At 64.6% G+C, this 19,813-nt stretch carries 12 protein-coding genes and 3 pseudogenes; 11 read left to right on the top strand and 4 right to left on the bottom strand.

The genetic code is table 11. The features are described 5' to 3' along the window. On the bottom strand, positions 1-1,159 hold a 1,159-nt coding region (locus tag FQK05_RS25405; RefSeq protein ID WP_233270688.1), incomplete at its 3' end, for an IS256 family transposase. Between the two features lie 88 nt (positions 1,160-1,247). Between FQK05_RS25405 and FQK05_RS25400 the strand changes: the two are divergent. Then, a pseudogene (locus FQK05_RS25400) lies at positions 1,248-1,655 on the top strand (ATP-binding protein); the annotation flags it as partial. Between the two features lie 498 nt (positions 1,656-2,153). Here the strand turns inward: FQK05_RS25400 and FQK05_RS26615 are convergent. Together FQK05_RS26615 and FQK05_RS25395 are read right to left on the bottom strand one after the other, a co-directional pair. Next, positions 2,154-2,363: pseudogene (locus FQK05_RS26615) on the bottom strand (IS110 family transposase); the annotation flags it as partial. Between the two features lie 279 nt (positions 2,364-2,642). Next, positions 2,643-3,371 (bottom strand): porin family protein, encoded by a 729-nt coding sequence (locus tag FQK05_RS25395; RefSeq protein WP_158972325.1) that lies wholly within the window; start codon positions 3,369-3,371, stop codon positions 2,643-2,645. Positions 3,372-3,827: 456 nt separating this feature from the next. On the opposite strand from FQK05_RS25395, the gene FQK05_RS25390 reads away from it, so the two are divergent. After that, positions 3,828-4,892, top strand: a complete 1,065-nt coding sequence (locus FQK05_RS25390; RefSeq protein ID WP_233270687.1) for a linear amide C-N hydrolase — start codon at positions 3,828-3,830, stop codon at positions 4,890-4,892. 867 nt (positions 4,893-5,759) lie between these two features. Further along, a complete protein-coding gene (locus FQK05_RS25385; RefSeq protein WP_233270686.1) occupies positions 5,760-8,057 on the top strand; it encodes a mechanosensitive ion channel domain-containing protein in 2,298 nt (765 codons plus the stop codon). A gap of 52 nt (positions 8,058-8,109) precedes the next feature. Here FQK05_RS25385 and FQK05_RS25380 read toward each other — a convergent pair whose 3' ends face one another. Beyond that, positions 8,110-9,297, bottom strand: a complete 1,188-nt coding sequence (locus FQK05_RS25380; protein WP_158972321.1) for an amidohydrolase — start codon at positions 9,295-9,297, stop codon at positions 8,110-8,112. A 373-nt stretch (positions 9,298-9,670) separates the two neighbouring features. On the opposite strand from FQK05_RS25380, the gene FQK05_RS25375 reads away from it, so the two are divergent. The 8 genes and pseudogenes from FQK05_RS25375 to FQK05_RS25340 all read left to right on the top strand — a co-directional run. Continuing rightward, complete coding sequence (locus FQK05_RS25375) at positions 9,671-10,504, top strand: arsenate reductase/protein-tyrosine-phosphatase family protein (RefSeq protein WP_158972319.1); 834 nt, start codon at positions 9,671-9,673, stop codon at positions 10,502-10,504. After that, complete coding sequence (locus tag FQK05_RS25370; protein ID WP_158972317.1) at positions 10,501-11,499, top strand: ArsJ-associated glyceraldehyde-3-phosphate dehydrogenase; 999 nt, start codon at positions 10,501-10,503, stop codon at positions 11,497-11,499. Before FQK05_RS25375 ends, FQK05_RS25370 begins: the two co-directional genes overlap by 4 nt. Beyond that, the gene (gene arsJ, locus FQK05_RS25365) at positions 11,496-12,764 is read left to right on the top strand and encodes an organoarsenical effux MFS transporter ArsJ (protein WP_233270685.1); all 1,269 of its coding nucleotides are present in this window, start codon (positions 11,496-11,498) and stop codon (positions 12,762-12,764) included. The genes FQK05_RS25370 and arsJ overlap by 4 nt, the downstream gene beginning before the upstream one ends. Before the next feature lie 4 nt (positions 12,765-12,768). After that, complete coding sequence (arsB, locus tag FQK05_RS25360; protein WP_158972313.1) at positions 12,769-13,788, top strand: ACR3 family arsenite efflux transporter; 1,020 nt, start codon at positions 12,769-12,771, stop codon at positions 13,786-13,788. Between the two features lie 356 nt (positions 13,789-14,144). Then, the gene (locus FQK05_RS25355; RefSeq protein ID WP_158972311.1) at positions 14,145-15,137 is read left to right on the top strand and encodes an IS30 family transposase; all 993 of its coding nucleotides are present in this window, start codon (positions 14,145-14,147) and stop codon (positions 15,135-15,137) included. 124 nt (positions 15,138-15,261) lie between these two features. Further along, positions 15,262-15,450, top strand: a complete 189-nt coding sequence (locus tag FQK05_RS25350) for a hypothetical protein (protein WP_199252771.1) — start codon at positions 15,262-15,264, stop codon at positions 15,448-15,450. A 271-nt stretch (positions 15,451-15,721) separates the two neighbouring features. Next, a complete protein-coding gene (locus FQK05_RS25345; protein WP_158972307.1) occupies positions 15,722-18,718 on the top strand; it encodes an autotransporter serine protease in 2,997 nt (998 codons plus the stop codon). Positions 18,719-19,053: 335 nt separating this feature from the next. Continuing rightward, a pseudogene (locus tag FQK05_RS25340) lies at positions 19,054-19,683 on the top strand (Tn3 family transposase); the annotation flags it as partial. Positions 19,684-19,813 lie beyond the last annotated feature (130 nt).

Here is a 19,813-nt window from a genome sequence, read left to right as displayed (position 1 = left end):
CATCACCATCTGAACCGCCCGCTCGCGGAACTCCGCCGGGTACGGGCTCGTCGTATTCTTCTTCCTGTCCATGGAGAGCTATCCTTTGAGAATTTTGCTCTCCGGGCAAGCCGGGGCGGTTCAGGTGGTCCCAGTGTTCGGCCGGGAAATCGTAGAAGGCCAGCAGCGCGTCGGTGTCCTTGGTCAGGCAGGCGACGCCCTTCGCGTATTTCGCGGCGTATTTTTCCTTGAAGGCCTCGATGGCCGCCATGGCCTCCGCCCGGGTTGCCGCATGCGATATGTTGCGCAGATCCGCGGCGGCGGCGGGCTGCCCAGATTTCGGGAAGTGGTTCAGCACGTTCGACATCTTGTGGAACCAGCAGCGTTGGTGACGGGTGCCGGGAAAGACTTCGTCCATCGCCTTCCAGAACCCCAAGGCACCGTCGCCGACGGCCAGTTCCGGCGCGACCGCCAGACCTCGGGCCTTGAGATCGACCAGCAGCTCGCGCCAACTCTGCGCACTTTCCCGGACACCGACTTGGAAGCCCACCAACTCCTTCTTGCCCTCCGGTGTCGCCCCTAGCACGACCAGTATGCACTCGGCCACCGGCTCCATCCGGGCCTGCAGATAGACGCCATCAGCCCAGATATAGACGTAGCGACGGGCCGAGAGATCACGGCGCTGCCAGCGGTCGTAGTCCTCCCGCCAGCCCGCCGTGAGGCGCGAAATGACGCCGGGCGACAGGTTTGGCGCATCCGTGCCGAGCAGCGCGCCGAGTGCTTCCTGGAAATCGCCGGTGGACACGCCGCGCAGGTAGAGCACGGGCAGCAACGCATCGAGGCTGCGCGACCGCCGCGCCCATCGTGGCAGAATGCTCGAAGTGAAGCGGATCTTCTTCTCGTCGGGCATGCCCTTCGCCCTGTCGCGCACCTTCTGGCGTTGCACCGGGACAGGTCCGATCCCGGTCTGGATCTCGCGCTCGGGGCCGGTCCCATGACGCACGACACGCTGTCGGCCATCAGGCAGAAGCTCTTCGGAAAACCGGGCGACGAAGCTGGCCGCTTCGGCCTTCAATGCCGCCGCAAGCATCTGGCGCGCGCCTTCGCGGGCGATCTCGGTCAACGGGTCGAGGATCGTTCCAGGCTGGCGGAGCGGCGTGATCGTGGTATCGTCAGACATAGGCGTATCGTTCCTTCTGGAAGTTCTGGCAGGCTTGGACACCCGCCACGATACGCCGCCTTCTCAGACCCCATCACCCATTTTCAGACATAGCTCCATCGCGCTTGGAACCGCCCTGATCAACAACGGCAAGAAGGCCCGCTTCTTCAACGCGGTCGATCTGATCAATACCCTGATCAAGGAACAGGCCGACGGCAACGCCGGGAAGATCATCCGGCAATTGTCAGCCCTGGATTGCGTCATCATCGACGAGTTGGGCTATATCCCGTTTCCGAAATCCGGCGGCGCATTGCTGTTCCACCTGATCAGCAAGCTCTACGAGAAAACCAGCGTCATCATCACCACCAACCTGGAGTTCGGGGAATGGGTCGCTGTCTTCGGCGATGCCAAGATGACAACCGCGCTCTTGGATCGCGTCACGCACCACTGCGCCATCATCGAGACCGGCAACAGGTCATACCGCTTCGCTCAGAGCAAAGGCCGCAGAGAAGAATAACCGCATCGCAAGCAAAGCCCCCAGACGGACTCGCTATATGAGGGCGGCCCGCCTGGGGGCTTTGCCGTCTGAACGACGGGTCAAAATCAAACGCTGAAACCGGGTCAGTTTTGAACGCTCATTGACAACTCTGGCATCTTTGGGTCAACGCATCACCGTTGCCATAACTAAGCCAGCAAACCAAACATCTCGGGAAGGCAGCTGCCAGCCGGCCAACGGCCCCGAACCGACCATTCGTCCAGAATGCAGCGAACGACCTGTGTGGATGGCTCCCGCATAGCAAGGCTTAAATGATCTTGTGTACCTTTTCAGAAGCGGTCTTGTGTCCGGCCTGTTGACGCGGTCATTGCCGCTGGCCCTGATGGGATCCGCAGATCAGGTTCCTATCTGCTTCGCGGGCAATGGCGCCCGGGACATTCGTCGGAGCGTCCTGATCGTTGCGGCTGAATGGCACACCATCACATCGTTGGTCTTGCTATCTCGTGGGCGCGCGCCCTCTCATACGGCGTGCGGCCTGTAGGGCTCATCCCTCGTGAGGATTGCCCACATGATCCTCGCTGTTTTGTTCGCCATGGCGACGGTCGCCAGCCTTGCGGGCTTTCTCTGCAGCAGCTTCGTCAGCCAAGGGTCGGCTCGCTCAGGATGGGTCGCGACTTGTCGGACGCGCGACGTCATGCCGACCACGATGAGTTGGCGCAGGTATCGGTCATCCGGGCATGCAAGCTCCGCGAACAGAGCACAAGCTTTTCCAGGGTCGGCCAGACAAGGAGCGAACCGCGCGGCTTCACGGCATCGTTGTGGGAGGTCCAGTTCCGAGCGCAGTAGAACGCAGGCTTGCGCCTCGTCAGGGATGGCTCTCAACTTGGCGGATTAGCGATTTGAACCTCGCTCGCCGGAAAGTTCTGCAACGATGCTCAACCATGCTTTCATTGCCGGTCCGACAGATCGGTTGAACTTGCGTCCCGGGCCAAGGCGCCAAGGACCAGGTCAGAAACGCCAGGTCGCGCCCAGCACCGGGCCGGCCATCGTGACGTTGAAGGCCGTGCCGCCGCTGTCGTAGTCGAGATAGAGCTGGCGGAAGCCGGCCGACAGGAACAGGTTTTCGGTTGCCTGAAAGTTGGCCGTGACCACGACCTGGTAGGTCAGGTCCGACCCGGCGCCGAACCCGCCGACATCGGCATAGCCGATCACCGACCAGCGCGGCGCCAGCGTGATGTTGGTCCGGGCCGCGATGATCGGGTCCACGAAGCTTTTCGTCGGCGAAACGCTGACGCCGGCCAGCGGCACCGAAACCTCGCCCTCGACCCGCCAGGCGCGCAGCCCGGCCATCACGTCGACCGTCTGCGTCGTTTCGTTGACGACCCGCTTGCCGGCGGCCAGGGTCATGGAACGCTGGGACAGTTTTCCGCTGGCGGGAATGCCCGGGGGCACCAGTCCCGACCGGGACGACGACGAATAGGACAGGTCCGCGAACAGGACCAGGTTGCCGCGCCGCGCAAAGCCGGACAGGAACAGGAATTCGTCGGAATCCTTCAGCACTTCGGACAGGGACCGGTCGAAGGACACGGTCGGGGCGCCCGAGAACGGGGTGACGTCCCCTCCGACGCCAGCCCCCCAGACATAGGCGGTGGCCTGACCTGTCCACTGGCTTGCCGTCTGTGCGGCGGCGGGGCCTGCCAGGGCGATGGCGCCGGCGAATGCAAGGGAACGGAACATGCTCAAGTCTCCTTCCGAAGGGGGCTGCCCTTCATGACAAGGCCCGCAGCCCTGTCCGACCTGCCCGTAATCAAGGGATCCGCCTGGGTTACCAAGGCGCATCCTGCCGGCCGGTCCTCTGTGATTTCCAGGGCCACCTGCACGCCGCAGTTGTCCCGGTCAAGGTCATGGTTTCCTGACTGTGGCGGTCGGGTATCAGGTCCATCCGGGACGCTTTCGGTCGTTACCCAAAGTCAAAAACCGGGCGAAGACGATGAAAGCCAAGCATTATTGCCCGTGACCTGAGGGAAGGCGCATCCACCGGGTTCGCCCGATCACGCCGGGATTGCGGCCGTCGGCACGCCTGTGTGATTTGCCCACTGCATTGAACAACCATACAATCGTGAGTTACCAACCGGGACTGGATCAACCAGTCCCCCCCGGATCCCGGCACTGAAGCGAACTGGAGTAACGAATTTGAAGAAGATTGCATCATTCTGGGGCCGCCTGACCCTTGCGGCCACCCTGTCCGTCGCCGCGGTGCCGCTGGCCGATGCCTGCACCCGCGTCGTCTATCATGGTCCCGAAGGGCGTGTCCTGACCGCGCGCTCGATGGACTGGAGCCTGCCGATGCTGTCCAACCTGTGGGTCTTTCCGCGGGGCATGGAGCGCAATGGCGAAGCGGGCGAGAATTCGCTGACCTGGACGTCGAAATACGGCAGCATGATCGTGTCGGGCTACGACTTCTCGACCGTCGACGGCATGAACGAGGCCGGGCTGGTGGCCAACATGCTGTGGCTGGTGTCGTCCGAATATCCCGAGGACGACGGCGAAACGCCCAAGATGTCGCTGTCGATCTGGGCCCAGTACTTCATGGACAACTACGGCACCGTCGCCGAAGCCGTGGCGGACATGGAAAACAACCCCTTCGCGGTGGTGACGGCCGAGGTCCCGGATCAGCCCGGACGCCTGGCCAAGGTGCACCTGTCCCTGTCGGATGCCAGCGGCGACAGCGCCATCTTGGAATGGCTGGACGGCAAGCTGGTCATCCATCACGGGTCCGAATACCGCACCATGACCAACGATCCGTCCTATGACCAGCAGCTGGCCATCCGCGACTACTGGCAGGACGTGAACCCGCGCGAGGTCCTGCCGGGCACGACGCGATCGCCCGACCGGTTTGCCCGCGCCGACACCTATATCGACATGGTGGTCCAGTCGGACGATCCGCGCATCGCGGCTGCGGCGGCCTTCAGCGTGATCCGCAACGCCTCGGTCCCCTATGGCATCACGACGCCCGAGTCGCCGAACCTGTCCACCACCCGCTGGCGGGTGGTGGCGGATCACAAGGACCATCTGTTCTATGTCGAATCCGCGATTTCGCCGAACCTGTTCTGGGTGGACCTGAAGAAGCTGGACTTCTCTCCCGAAGGCGGCGTGCGCACGCTGAACCTCGGCGTGGACATGATCTCCCTGCAGTCGGGTGAAGTGTCCGCGGAATTCGTGCCGGCCGAACCCTTCCAGTTCGAACAGGTCAATTGACCCCGGTCCGGGACCTGCGGTGCACAACGGCGCCGCAGGTCCAGGATCACTTGGCCCTCAGGGCCGAATCCAAGGATTTGACGCGACCGCCCCCTTGCACCTCGACGTCAAGTCGCGTCGGTTTGAGCCACGCAGAAGCCCCCTATTTTGTGCAAGTGGAGACCTCTCGTGTTCAGCCTCGCCCCAGTCACAAAAATGGCAGGCTCTTCTCCCGGACGGCCCTCGGGCCTCCCGTCCTCGGCCGGTCGCTCTGCCCGCCCGGTGCCTCCCGGCCGGACCGACAGGCCCTTCGCGGACCGGACCACGAATGGTCGGCTGCGCAGGCTGACCGTCAGAACCGCATCCCGGCATGTGCTCGACAGCCTCTCGACAGAGGCCGAACCGGGGGAGGTGCCGCGTGAACCTCCCTGTTCCCGATGCGCGGCGAACGCGCCGGTGCGGGCTCGTCAGACGGCATTGGACCTGTTGCCGTCCGCCGCCGCACAGAACAAATCCACCCTCGACCATCCCGAACAGCCGCTGGGCTGAACCTCTTCCGCAAACCGCGCCCTGATCGACCAGGGCAGTACGAAGTTCGAAACGCCGCAGAGGCAGACTTAACCAGATCAACCCGGCGTCGGAACTGTATCCGATCACCCAGTTGCCATGCGGGCGCCTGTCCCAAGGACAACGCGATCGACATCAACAAGGCAACAGCGCCCAAATTCCCCCGATCGGGGCAGCTATCACATCGAGACCGGTCGAGAACCCACGCGGGCACTGGCCGTCGCGCCGAATTGCGCCAAGTCTTGCTGAAATACAATAAAATGAGTGTCTGACATGCGATACATCCTAATGGCCATCTGCGCATTGTGCGTTAGCGTGCAGGTGGCATCAGCCCAAGTCCCGTTGCTCTCTCCGACATCGACCGAAGCGGGCGCCGAGGCGCCTGTCGACAGCGACTATCCGGATGCGGTGGAAGCCCTTATCGCCACGCTGGAGGACGAAGGCGCCCGGGCAAAGCTGACGGCGACCCTGCGCGCCAGCCTGGCGGCCTCGCAGGCAGAGCCCGAAACCGGCGCGCCTGCCGAAGCCCCCGCGGAAGAGGCGGGACCATCCCTGCAGGACAACGTGGCCAGAACGGTGGCCGAACACACCCGGGCCCTGGCCGAAAAGGGGATGGTGGTCATCCGGTCCTTCGACAAGATGACCGACGACATCACCGAAGCGATGGTCGAGGCGACCCAGGTCGACTATCCGGTTCTTGCGTTCACCCTGACCCAGCTGGCGCTGGCCATCGGCGTGGTGTTCGTGGCCTTCCTGGGGCTGCGCTGGATCCTGGCCGCCGTGACGGCAAGGCTTGGACGCGGCGCAGAGCGACGCGGCACCCTGGCCGCGCAGCTTTCGCATCTGGCGCCTGCGGTGATCCTGAACGTGCTGGCCGTGGCCCTGGCCTGGGCGGCCGGCTATGCTTTTTCGCTCATTTTCGGCAGGGCCGGACAGATGAGCATCTATCAGACGCTGTTCCTGAACGCCTTCCTGGTCATCGAGGTGATCAAGGTGGTGGTCAACGCCGTGCTGATGCCCCGCCAAAAGCCGCTGCGGGTGGTGCCCTTCGACGATACCGATGCGACGTACTGGTATTTCTGGGCCAGCCGGCTCATCAGCTTTGTCGGCTACGGGACCCTGTTCGCGGTCCCGGTCGTGTCGATGGAGATCTCCCAGTCGGTCGGGCAGGCGGTAAGCGAAGTCGTCATCTTCCTGTCGCTCCTGCTTGTCATCGTGCTGATCCTGCAAAACAAGACCCGCATGAAGGACGCCCTGCACCGGCGGCTCAATGCGGGAAATACCGACTTTCTTGGGCGTGTCTTCGCCATCATCGGCGACCAGTGGCACCGGATCCTGATCCTGTACGCCGTGGCGTTCTTCGTGATCTGGATGACCGATCCCGGAAACGCCCTCAACTTCATGGTGGTGGCCACGGTCCGGACGATCCTGGCAATCGTGGCCGGCGTGGCGGTGACCGTCGCCATCTCGCACGCCATCGCCCTGGGCCTCAGACTTCCCAGCGAAGTCAAACGGCGCCTGCCGCTGCTGGAAGACCGGCTGAACGCCTTCGTGCCAACGGTTCTGAAAGCCGTTCGGATCGTGGTCGTGGTCGCGGTGGTCTTTGCCATCGCCGATGCCTGGAGCCTGATGGAAGTCGCGGAATGGGTGTTGAGCGCGCAAGGCCGCGATCTGTTCGGCACGCTGGCGTCGGTGCTGGTGATCCTGGCCATCGGGGTGCTTCTCTATCTCGCCATGGCCTCCTGGGTCGAGTTCCGGCTGAACCCCGAAGTCGGTCACGCGCCGACCCCGCGCGAGACGACGTTGCTGTCGCTGCTGCGGAACGCCTTCACCATCCTGCTGTGCATCGTCCTGGCGATGATGGTGCTGTCGGAAATCGGTGTGAACATCGGGCCGCTCATCGCCGGCGCCGGCGTCTTTGGCCTGGCAATTTCCTTCGGTGCGCAGAAATTCGTGCAGGACGTGATCACCGGGATCTTCATCCAGTTCGAAAACGCGATGAACACCGGGGACGTGGTGACCGCCGCCGGCATCACCGGCGTTGTCGAACAGCTGACTATCCGCTCGGTGTCGATCCGGTCGCTGGACGGGACGCTGCACTTCATCCCGTTCTCCACGGTCGACTCGGTCTCGAACTACATGAAGCATTTCAGCTTCCACGTGGCCGCGATCGGTGTCGCATACCGCGAGGATATCGGCGAAGTGAAGCTGGCGATGCAGGAGGCCTTCGACCGGCTGATGCAGCTTGAAGACCATGCCGCGGTGATCCTGGGCGACCTGGAGATGCACGGTGTGACGGAATTCGCCGATTCCGCCGTCACCGTTCGCGCGCGGATCAAGACCCTGCCGGGCAGCCAGTGGGGCGTCGGTCGCGCCTACAACGAGCTGATCAAGGAAGTGTTCGACGCCCGCGGCATCGAGATCCCGTTCCCGCACATGACCCTGTACATGGGCGAGGACAAGAATGGCATGGCCCCGCCGATCCACATCGCCGGGGACGGGATCGCAACCGTCGGCGGCGATGCCGATCCGGTCGGCCCGGACAGGCGCGTCGCAGCGCAGCGCCGGGGCGACATCAGTCCGTCGAACCAGGACGGCCCGGACGCGGACGACGAGTAAGGTCCTTCGGGCCCCGGCACGATTGCGACCGTGCCGGGGCCCGAGGGCTGTCTCAGGCCAGACGCGAGTGGATCGAGGGGCGAGACCTTGGCACGATCTCGCCGCGCTGGACTAGCACCCGCTCCGACGAGGGAGAGGCCACGGCCGCCGCCGCATTGGGCGCATCGACGATCACGAAACTGGCCTCGTCCCCGACCGCAAAGCCCGGGACCGGCCGGCCAAGGGCCCTTGCCGCATCGACGGTGATCATGTCGAGGGCGTGCCCCAGCTCTTCGTCGGTGTTCAGGCCCGAGCGGTAGCCGATCATCATCGCGCGCTCCAGCAGATCGCCGTTGCCATAGGGCCACCACGCATCGCGGATGTTGTCGTTTCCGGCAAAGACACAGACCCCTTCCGCGCGCAGCACGGCAACGGGCGGAAACGGGTGATCGCCCGGCGCGTTGGTCATGATCGCCACGCCCGCCTCCGCAAGGGCAGCCGCGACGCGCCGTGCCTGGTCCAGGCCGACATCCCCCAGCGCATAGGCATGGCTGATCGTGACCAGGCCCGCCATGCCGGCCGCGGTCGTGCGGGCCGCGATGCGTTCGATCTGTTCGATCCCGCCGGCGCCGTGTTCGTGCAGGTGGATGTCGATCTTCGACCCGTGGCGCCCGGCCGTGCCGAACACGATGTCGAGATGCGCCTCGGCGTCGCCGTCGAATTCGGTCGGATCCAGCCCGCCCATCACCGTCGCGCCTTCGCGCATGGCGGCGTCCAGCAGATCGGCCGTACCGGGGTTCGACACGATCCCGGCCTGCGGAAAGGCGACCAGTTCCACGTCCACGCGACCTTTCCACTTCTCGCAGGCGGCCGCGACGGCGTGCAGGCTGTCCAGCCCCAGGACCGGGTCGACGTCGACATGGCTGCGCATGGCGACCGTGCCGAAGGCATGGGCCTGCGCGAGCAGAGCCTCGGCCCGGTCGGTCACCGGCAGGGCGCTGGCCAGAAGGCGCTTTTCCACGGCAAGGCGTTCGCGCAGGGTATCCGCCGGCTGGTGCGGATGCCAGGCGTCGCCGACGAAGCTCTTGTCCAGGTGAATGTGGCCTTCGACGAAGGCCGGAAGCACCGTCAGCCCGTCAAGGTCGATCCGCCTTGCATCGGGGGCGGCAGTCTCCACCGGGACGAAGCGTCCGTCGCGGGTGGCAAGGTCGCTTCGGTTCCCGTCGGGGGTCAGCGCATTGGCATAGATACGGTCGGTCATGTCGGTGGCTTTCCAGTACTGTTGCAGGGGCGCGAGGGCAGGGCCCCCGGACGCCGGCGGCATCGCCTCATCGCGGTGCCCCGGGGCTGTGGTCGTTCCTGCCCATACTCCTGGCGTGGTATCGGGCCGGCGTCCATACGCTGGCCGGTCAGGGACCGCTGCCGGCTGTCGCCGTTCCGCCCCGAAGGATTGTATCGGCCTCAGATGACGACCACGCTGAAGGTCGCCCGGCGCTGGTGGACGATTGTCCACGCCAGTTCCAGCCTCGCAGGCGTCCCGCGCCGCCGGCGCGAAGATCGCGAGAGCCTTCCGCTTGCCCATGTCACAAAACATTCACTGGGCAGACGCCCATTAATTCAATACTCCATGAGAAATGGAAAAAGAGATTCCCGACCTGCTCTCCACGCTGGGCCATCCGCAGCGTCTGGCAATCTTCCGGTTGCTCATGCGCCGGTATCCCGACCGCGTGCCGGCGGGAGAGATCGCCTTGGCGCTTGGGGTCAAGGCAAGCACGATGTCCGCCTACCTGGCCGCGCTGTCGCGGGACCGCCTGGTGGAGCAGCAGCGGGCAGGCACGTCGCTTCTCTATTCGATTGACATGACAACAGTGCAACGGCTGTTCGGATCCCTTTTCGGCGATTGCTGCCGTGGACGTCCCGACATCTGCCTGCCTTTCGGTACAGGATCCGCCTTGATGGCTGACCGCACGTACAACGTCCTCTTCATCTGCGTGGGCAATTCCGCGCGCTCCATCTTTGCCGAAGCGATCCTGCGAAAGGTCGCCGGCGACCGGTTCAATGCCTGTTCGGCGGGCACCTGGCCCGGATCGCAGCTGAACCCCTTCGCGGTGCAGGTCCTGCAGGACAAGGGTCACGACGTGTCCGTGCTCCGGTCCAAGGACGTCTCGGAATTCTCGCAACCGGACGCCCCGCATTTCGATTTCGTCTTCACGGTCTGCGACCAGGCCGCGAACGAGGAATGTCCGGCCTGGGACGGCCAGCCGATCAGCGGCCACTGGGGCATGCCCGACCCCGTGAAGGCCGAAGGGACCGATGCGCAGAAGGCCCTGGCCTTCCAACAGGCCTACGGCGCGCTGAAGCGGCGGATCGAAGCCTTTGTCGCGCTGCCCTTCGACAGCCTGGACCGCATTGCATTGCAGAAGGCGGTCGACGACATCGGCCGCACCGCCCCCGAGGTGCCGGCATGACCACCTATGCGCTGAACGGCCTTGGCCGCATGGGCAAGCTTGCCCTGAAACCCCTGCTGGAGCGCGGCGCCCGGATCGCCTGGATCAACGACGCGGTCGGCGACCCGAAAATGCACGCGCATCTGCTGGAGTTCGACACGGTCCACGGTCGCTGGGATGCGGCCTTTGCCCATGACGCGGACAGCGTCACGATCGATGGCACGCGCCTGCCATTCATCGGCGCCACCGCGCTCGGGGACCTGCCGCTTGAGGACGTCGACGTGGTGATCGACTGCACCGGCGTCTTCAAGACCGAGGCCAGGCTTGCCCCCTATTTCGCGGCGGGCGTGAAAAAGGTCGTGGTCTCCGCCCCGGTCAAGGACGGCAATGCCGCCAACATCGTCTATGGCGTCAACGACGCGACCTATGACGCGGCGGCGCACCGGATCGTCACCGCCGCCTCCTGCACCACCAACTGCCTCGCACCGGTGGTGAAGGTGGTGCACGAAACCTTCGGCATCCGGCATGGCTCCATCACCACGATCCATGACGTGACCAATACCCAGACCATGGTCGACCGCCCGGCCAAGGACCTGCGGCGCGCGCGGTCCGCGCTGAATTCGCTGATCCCGACGACGACCGGGTCCGCCACCGCGATCACGCTGATCTATCCCGAACTGAAGGGCCGCCTGAACGGCCACGCGGTGCGGGTGCCGCTGCTGAATGCCTCGCTGACCGATTGCGTCTTCGAGCTGGAGCGTGAAACCACGGTGGAAGAAGTCAACGCGGCCTTCGAAGCTGCGGCCAAGGGCCCGCTGAAGGGGATCCTGGGCTATGAGACGCGGCCGCTGGTGTCGACCGATTACACCAACGACCCGCGGTCCGCGATCATCGATGCACCGTCGACCATGGTGATCAACGGCACGCAGCTGAAGGTCTATGCCTGGTACGACAACGAATGGGGCTATGCCAACCGGCTGGTGGACGTGGCGCTGATGGTCGGGGCCGGGTTGTGAGCCAGGTGGCCCCCGCCCGACCGGAAGGCCTGTCGGCCTATTTCGCCGTCACGGCGGCCTATTGGGCCTTCATGCTGACCGACGGTGCGCTGCGGATGCTGGTCTTGCTGCATTTCCACAGGCTGGGCTTCAGCCCGGTGCAGCTGGCCTATCTGTTCGTGCTATACGAAGTGGCGGGGATGATCACCAACCTGGGCGCCGGCTGGATCGCGGCGCGGTTCGGCTTGACCTCGACGCTGTATGCCGGGCTTGGGCTTCAGGTTGTGGCGCTGCTTGCGCTGGCCCAGCTGGACCCGGAGTGGAGCATCGCGGTCTCCGTGGTCTTCGTCATGTGCGTGCAGGGATTGTCCGGCGTCGCCAAGGACCTGGCCAAGATGTCCGCGAAATCGGCGGTGAAACTGCTGGCCCCGTCAGAGAACGGCGGGCTGTTCCGCTGGGTTGCCGTGCTGACCGGATCCAAGAACGCGGTGAAGGGGGTGGGCTTCCTTCTGGGCGCGGCGCTTCTGGCGACATTCGGCTTCGACTGGGCCGTGCGGGCCATGGCCGTCGTGCTGGGGGCCGTCCTGATCGCGGTGGTGACGTTCATGCCGTCCGGATTGCCCCGGGGCAGGAAGGGCGCGAAGTTCTCCGAGGTCTTCTCGAAGTCGGCCAACGTCAACTGGCTGTCGGCGGCGCGCGTGTTCCTGTTCGGGGCGCGGGACGTCTGGTTCGTCGTGGGCATCCCGATCTACTTCTATGCCGTCCTGTCCGACGGGACGGCCGAGGGCAACCGCGCCGCCTTCTTCATGATCGGCACCTTCATGGCAGTCTGGATCATCCTTTACGGCATGGTCCAGGCCAGCGCGCCCCGGATCCTGCACGCCGCCGTCCGGCCGGAGGCACAGCTGATCCGCGCGGCCCGCAGCTGGGCGCTGGCGCTCTTCGTCGTGCCTGCCGCGCTGACGGTGGCCGTGGCCCTGTCGCCCGGGCCGCAAACCTGGCTGACGGTGACGCTGGTCGCGGGCCTTCTGGCCTTCGGCGCGCTCTTTGCCGTGAATTCGGCGCTGCATTCCTACCTGATCCTCGCCTTTTCCAGATCTGAACGGGTGACGATGGACGTGGGTTTCTACTACATGGCCAATGCGGGCGGTCGACTGATCGGCACGCTTCTGTCAGGCCTGACCTACCAGGTTGGCGGGTTGACCCTGGTCATGGGCACCGCCGCTGTGATGGTCATCCTGGCCGCGATGTGTTCCGGCCGGCTGGCCGACCAGACGAATGAGTGACGGCATGACCATCTTCGAACGCTACCTGACCGTCTGGGTCGGGCTGGCCATGATTGCCGGTGTCCTGATCGGCCAGGCCGCGCCCGGCCTGGTGCAGGCCATCGCCGCGACCGAGGTCGCGAGCGTCAACCTGGTGGTGGCCGTGCTGATCTGGGCCATGGTCTATCCGATGATGGTCGGCGTGGATTTCGGCGCGGTCGCGGGCGTCGCACGCCAACCGCGCGGCCTGCTGGTGACGCTGGTCGTCAACTGGCTGATCAAGCCCTTCACCATGGCGCTGCTGGCGGTCCTGTTCTTCGACCATGTCTTCGCGCCCCTGATCTCGCCCGAGGATGCCGCCCAGTACACGGCGGGCCTGATCCTGCTGGGGGCGGCCCCCTGTACGGCGATGGTCTTCGTCTGGTCGCAGCTGGCCAAGGGGGATGCGACCTACACGCTGGTGCAGGTGTCGGTGAACGACCTGATCATGGTTGTGGCCTTCGCGCCCATCGTGGCCTTCCTGCTGGGGGTGACCGACCTGTCGGTGCCGTGGGAAACGCTGGTGCTGGCCACCGTCCTCTATGTCGTGCTGCCGCTGATCGCAGGCCTGATCACCCGCCGCAAGCTGGGCTCCAAGCCGGCCATCGACGCGTTTTCCGCCCGGGTGAAGCCCTGGTCGGTGGTCGGGCTGATCGCGACCGTGGCCATCCTGTTCGGCCTTCAGGGGGAAACGATCCTGTCCCGCCCGGCGGTGATCCTGCTGATCGCGGTGCCGATCATCATCCAGAGCTACGGCATCTTCGCCCTGGCCTACGGCGCGGCCTTCGCCCTGAAGGTGCCGCACCGGATCGCCGCCCCCTGCGCGCTGATCGGCACGTCGAACTTCTTCGAACTAGCCGTCGCCGTGGCCATTTCGCTTTTCGGGCTGAACTCCGGTGCGGCGCTGGCAACGGTAGTGGGGGTACTGGTCGAAGTGCCGGTGATGCTCTCGCTCGTGGCCTTCGCCAACCGCACCCGTGCCCGCTTTCCCCAGTCTGCAGCATAGGCAAAGTCACCCGTCGCCAGGACATCGCGGCCCATCCCACCATGTCCCGGCGTCGCGATCTTCCCGACGACCGCAGTTGCGTGGGTTGTCATTGGATCCGGACCGAAGACAGGACAGGTCCGCGGCGCCAACCCTAGGACATTCATGGTGGCGAAGCCACATATGCCACAAGCCGAAGTTAGGTCAGCATTTCGGCCGTTCTCTGCAAAGCTTTCGCCAGACTTCCAAGGGACCGACGCGGCGTCGGCAGAGATCTCTTTCTGTGCATTTACATAAGACTGACTACGGGGCGTTGGCGCATTCTAATCTGGCTTGCGACAAATCCCCTATCCTGCTGGAAAGCAAGGAGAAGGAAGATGACCCACACAGAGCTGAATCTGCGCGAGCGGCGCATGATCGAGACGATGTTGACCGCGAAGATGCCCGTGAGCAAGATCGCGGTCGAGATCGGTCGGCATCGCTCGACCGTGTACCGGGAGATCAGGCGCAACGTTTTTGCCGATGAAGAGCTGCCGTATCTGGATGGTTACTACGGCGTGACTGCGCAGCGGTGTGCCGCCGCCAGACGCGCCAGGCGCCGAAAGCTGATCCGGCTGCCGAGGCTGCGGGAAGCCGTCATCGACCGTCTCAAGGAAGGCTGGTCACCCGAGCAGATTGCAGGCCGGCTACACTTCGAAGGCCAACCGGTCAGGATCAGCCACGAGACGATCTATGCCTATGTCTACAGCCGCGAAGGTCAGTCCGAGATGCTGGCCCGCTACCTGCCCGACCGCCGCAAACAACGAAGGCCGCGCTATGCGCGCCGCCCGCGCGGCCTTGTGTTCCCACCGGATCGCGCCATCCGGAACCGGCCCGATGATGTGAACGACCGCGCGACCTTCGGAGACTGGGAGGGGGACCTGATGATCTTCCGCCGGGAGCACGGCAAGGCCAACGTCGCTTCCCTGGTCGAGCGCAAGACCCGCTACGCCGTGCTGTTCCGCAACAACGACCGCAGCACCCGACATCTGATGGATCGGCTGATGACGGCCATCGAGCCCCTGCCCCAGCCGGCACGCCGCTCGATCACCTTCGACCGCGGCATCGAGTTCGCCGGCTGGCGGCGATTGAAGCGGGAGATCGGGACCGAAGCCTGGTTCTGCGATCCGCAGGCCCCCTGGCAGAAAGGCTCGGTGGAAAACCTGAACAAGCGGGCGCGCCGCTACCTGCCCCGGGACACGCCCGTGGCAGCGCTCTCAAATCGCAATATGAAGGCGATTTGCGACCGCCTGAACGCAACTCCCAGAAAGTGCCTCGGATGGCGAACACCGACCGAGGCATTCAGAGAGGAAATGATGAAACTGAGATAGCGGAAACCGTCGCAACGACACTTGAGCCTACACGGCAAAGCCAAAATGTCATCCATGAACAATTCAGGAATGTCACTCTCCCCGCAAAACGATGCGAGGATAAGCGGACGTGGGATGGCTGATTATGAGCGAGCGCGAGTTGAATCGAATGGAGGTTCTGGCGCAGGTCGATGACGGTCGACTGGGCGAGCCGCTGCCGCGCCGCGTCGCCGAACCGGCAGCTCTCATTGGCATTTCGAATGCCTCTGCCATGGGCTTCGATATCAAGGGTTGCTGTTTCGTTTCCATTCCTTGGTGGCGCCGATGCGCCTGACACCCTCCGTCTCGAAGCCGCCACGGTCTGATCGAACCTGCGGTCCGCCCGGCACGCGCGTACGTATTGCGGGCCTCGGGCCAGGATCTCTTGGGGATCTCGGTACGACACGACATGCCGCACATAGAACAAGGCGGCATGCAGGATCGCTTGGCCAGGGCGACTGTGCCCCGTTGATCGATACAATCATCCGGACCACGTGAAAAATCACGAAGGGAGATGGACCACGGCTGCAGAGTTTGCCACAGATCTCCGGAACGCGGAGGGAACCATGAACAAGACAACAGGGACCGAATTCGGGCGTGGCGCATTCGCCGTGGCGATCTCGATCGTTGTGACCTCCTCGCCGCTCTTGGCACAGACAGCGCCGGTCGACGATGCCGAATACCGGGCCAACTGGGGTCTTGCCATGATCGGGGCGCTTGAAGCCAACCAGCTCGGGTACACGGGCAAGGACGTGATCGTCGCTATCGTCGACAGTGGCCTTGCGGTCAACCACCCCGAGTTTGCCGGTCGAGTCTCACCGGACCTGCGGAACTTCGGCGCTGGGTTGCCGCCCAATGACGTCAGCGACATCGATCCCGAAGACGGTGAAATCGAAGGGCACGGGACCCATGTCACCGGAATCATCGGGGCGGCCCGCAACGGCAAGGGCATGCAGGGCGTGGCCTATGATGCGATCCTTCTTCCCCTGCGGGCCATCACGCCCGACGACGACGATCCGGACCTGCCCGACGCCGAATTGAGGGCCCAGGCCTATGCGGCCACCCACGGCGCGCAGGTGCTGAACGGCAGTTTCGGCCCCCCCACGCTGTCGAAGTACATCGAGGATGACAACGGCAACGCCATCGAGAATCCCAACTATGTGGAACTCGGTTTCCAGCCGATCTACGAAGACCCGAAAGCGATGATCGCGAATTACCGTCATCTCAAGGCGCTGGCCGAGGCCGACGTCGTGATGGTCTATTCGGCGGGGAACGAATACATCGATCAACCCATTGCGTCCGCCCTTCCCAATGGCAACGGCATGATGCCGCTGATCACGCCGGAGAACACGGCCGCGGGTCTCTATGCCTTCGTGCAGATCGAAGACGCCGAGCAGCTGGAGGATGGGGCCTATTACACCCCCATGGATCCATCGGATCCGGCCATCGCCGATCTTGATTTCTCGGACCTGCAAGGCACGCTGATTGCCGTCGCCGCCGTCGGACCGGACGGCAAGATCGCCAGCTATTCCAATCGCTGCGGCGCGGCCGCGGAATGGTGTCTTGCCGCGCCGGGCGGCGAGATCGACTACGAGACCAACCAGATCTTTTCCACCTTCCCGTGGCGCACCTACGAATACGAGGCCGGAACCTCGATGGCTGCACCCCATGTGACCGGTTCGGCAGCCGTTCTGCGCCAGGCCTTTCCCTACATGGATGCGCGCCAGGTGATCGAGACGATCCTGACGACGGCGAAGGATGTGGGACCTGCCGAAATCTACGGACAGGGCATGCTTGATATCGGGACGGCGGTGAAGGGTCCGATGGCGTTCCGTTACGACGGCGTCTTCGACGTCGATACGCAAGGCTATGTCTCGGAGTGGTCGAACCCGATTTCCGGTCCGGCCGGGCTGCGAAAGCGCGGCGCCGGGACGCTCATCCTTTCGGGCGACAACAGCTATGCCGGGGCGACCACCGTCACCGGCGGGACCCTGGCGGTGACGGGCCGCCTGACCGGCGTGGCGAAGGTGCAGGGGGCCGGGCGACTGGCCGGAACGGGCACGCTTGGCGACGTGACGGTCAGGTCCGGCGGCACGATCTCACCCGGGCATCCGGAAACGTCGGAAGTGACCGTGGGACAAATGAAGGTCGCGGGTAACTTCATGCAGCGGTCCGGCTCGGTCTACGAGCTGACGATCGACGGTGCCGCGGCAGACAGGATCGTGGTCAAGGGCGCCGCCATGATCGAGGACGGCGCGCAGGTCGATCTTCTTTCCCTGGCAGAGCTGCCGGGGATCGGCAGCCGCTTCGACATCCTGACGGCCCGTGGCGGCGTGAAAGGCGAATACCTCTCGCCCCGGAACGCGGCGACCCCCTTCCTGTCGCTCGATATCGTCAGCGGGGCGCGGAACGTGGCGCTTTCGGTCGGGCGCAGCGATCTGTCCTTCGCCAGCGCCGCCCGAACCGGGAACCAGGCGGCGACGGCGGCGGCGCTTGACACGCTGGTCACCGACAACGCGGTCCACGAGCAGATCGTCAGGATGAACACGGACACCGCACCGGCCGCGTTCGATGCGCTTTCGGGCGAGATTCACGCCTCGATCGATGGCGCATTGGTGGAACAGGGCCAGGTGTTGCAGGCCAACGCGCTGGCGCGGCTGCGGTTTGCTTCGGGCGCGGTGTCGGTTCCGACGGCCCGCAATGCCTTTGCGTCGGTCACCGGCGATGAGTCCATCCTGGACGGTCCCGTGGCCTGGGGCACCGCATTCGGAAGTCGCGGCAGTACCGGTGCGATCAAGGGCATTGCCGAGTTCGACAACTCGATAAGTGGCCTCATTGGCGGCTACGATATCCCTGTCGGCGACACTTGGCGGCTGGGGGCGCTGGCCGCCATCAGCAAATCCTCGTTTGATTCCGATGATCGGGCGTCCAGCGGGTCGAGCGACAACTATCACGTCGGGCTCTATGCCGGATCGCAGCAGGGGCCGCTGGGCATTCGTGCCGGGTTGATCCATTCGCGAAACGATATCGAGACCGAACGCAGCGCGCGCTATGGAACGGCGTTCGACGACCTTGTCGCAAGCTACGACGCCCACACGACGCAGGTCTTCGCCGAAGCTGGCTATCGGCTGGACTTCGGCTTCGGCAAGCTTGAACCCTATGCCGGCCTAAGCCACGTGCATGCGAATACCGACGGCTTTACCGAGACAGGTGGCGCTGCCGCCCTGACAGGTGAAGCCCGGACGACCGACACCTCGTTCACCACGCTCGGAGTTCGTTACGGCAGCGACTTCTGGCTGGCCGGTGCGCCCACGACCTTTGGCGCGGGTCTCGGCTGGCGCCACGCCTTCGGCGATGTCGATCCCACCGGCTCGCTGACCTTCAACGGCAGCGACGGCTTTCTCGTGAGCGGTTCGCCCATCACGAAAGATGCCGCCCTGATCGAAGCAGGGATGCGGGTCGAGACCGGCGCGCAGTCCGCAATCCTTTTCGCGTATCGCGGGGAGATCGCGGAGAACGCAAACCAGCACAGCCTTTCCGTGGAGCTTGGCATCCGGTTTTGACGCCGGAGGATTTTTGACGACGAGAGGTGGCACGGTCACGACCGTCCCGGTGGCGCAGGTTCCGGTTGTTGGGGCCGCGATCTGCGCGGCCGACCCCGCATGGACCGGAAACGGGCATCAATCGTCGAGTTGCCCCTTCCTGAACATATGTGCCGTTTCGATCCCGACCGGAATTGCGCTTGCCGATCCCGATTCAGGATGTCTTCGAGTGCATTGAGCTGTTCTGCAACCCAAAGCGCTAGGACACGGACCAGGGCATGCTGTCTGAAAGCCGCGCCCGACACCGCGCCGGTGAAGACGAGATGCGCGGTCTCGGTCAGACGGCCGAAGGTCTCGGCCCAGGCAGGCGCATCCGGCGCAAATGCGGCCCCTGTGATCGCCACGAGCCGTCCACCGGGGGCGAGACGCGCGAGGGCCGAGCGCAGATGTCGGGCCGTCGCCTCGGTCACCGGTTCATCCCGCGCATTCGCGATCTGCCGTCCAAGCGCCTCTGCGTCTTCGAGCCGAAGGCCGTGCCTTCGAACCTGCGCGGTCTGGCGGGCGGCACGATCCGGGAGAACCTGATCGCGTCCAACTGGCCCGACATTCTGCGGATCGCGGCGACCATGACGGCCGGGACCGTCGCGCCCAGCCAGATCCTGCGCAAGCTGGCGTCCTATCCCCGCCAGAACGACCTTGCCGTCGCCTTGCGCGAAGTCGGCCGTATCGAGCGGACGCTGTTCATGATCGAATGGGTCCTGAACACCGACATGCAACGCCGCGTCCAGATCGGCCTCAATAAGGGCGAGGCGCACCATGCGCTGAAGAATGCTCTGCGGATCGGCCGACAGGGCGAAATCCGCGACAGGACGGCCGAGGGACAACATTTTCGGATGGCCGCGCTCAACCTCCTCGCCGCAATCGTCATCCACTGGAACACAGCCCGCCTGGGCGAGGCCGTCACGCAGCGCCAGCGTGCGAAGCTCCCGGTCCTGAACCGCCCCGGCTTGCCCGGAGAGCAAAATTCTCAAAGGATAGCTCTCCATGGACAGGAAGAAGAATACGACGAGCCCGTACCCGGCGGAGTTCCGCGAGCGGGCGGTTCAGATGGTGATG

Source organism: Chachezhania sediminis (assembly GCF_009765275.1).
GTDB lineage: Bacteria > Pseudomonadota > Alphaproteobacteria > Rhodobacterales > Rhodobacteraceae > Chachezhania > Chachezhania sediminis.
The sequence above is the reverse complement of the archived record's forward strand: the minus strand, read 5'-3'. Positions and strand labels throughout refer to the sequence as shown.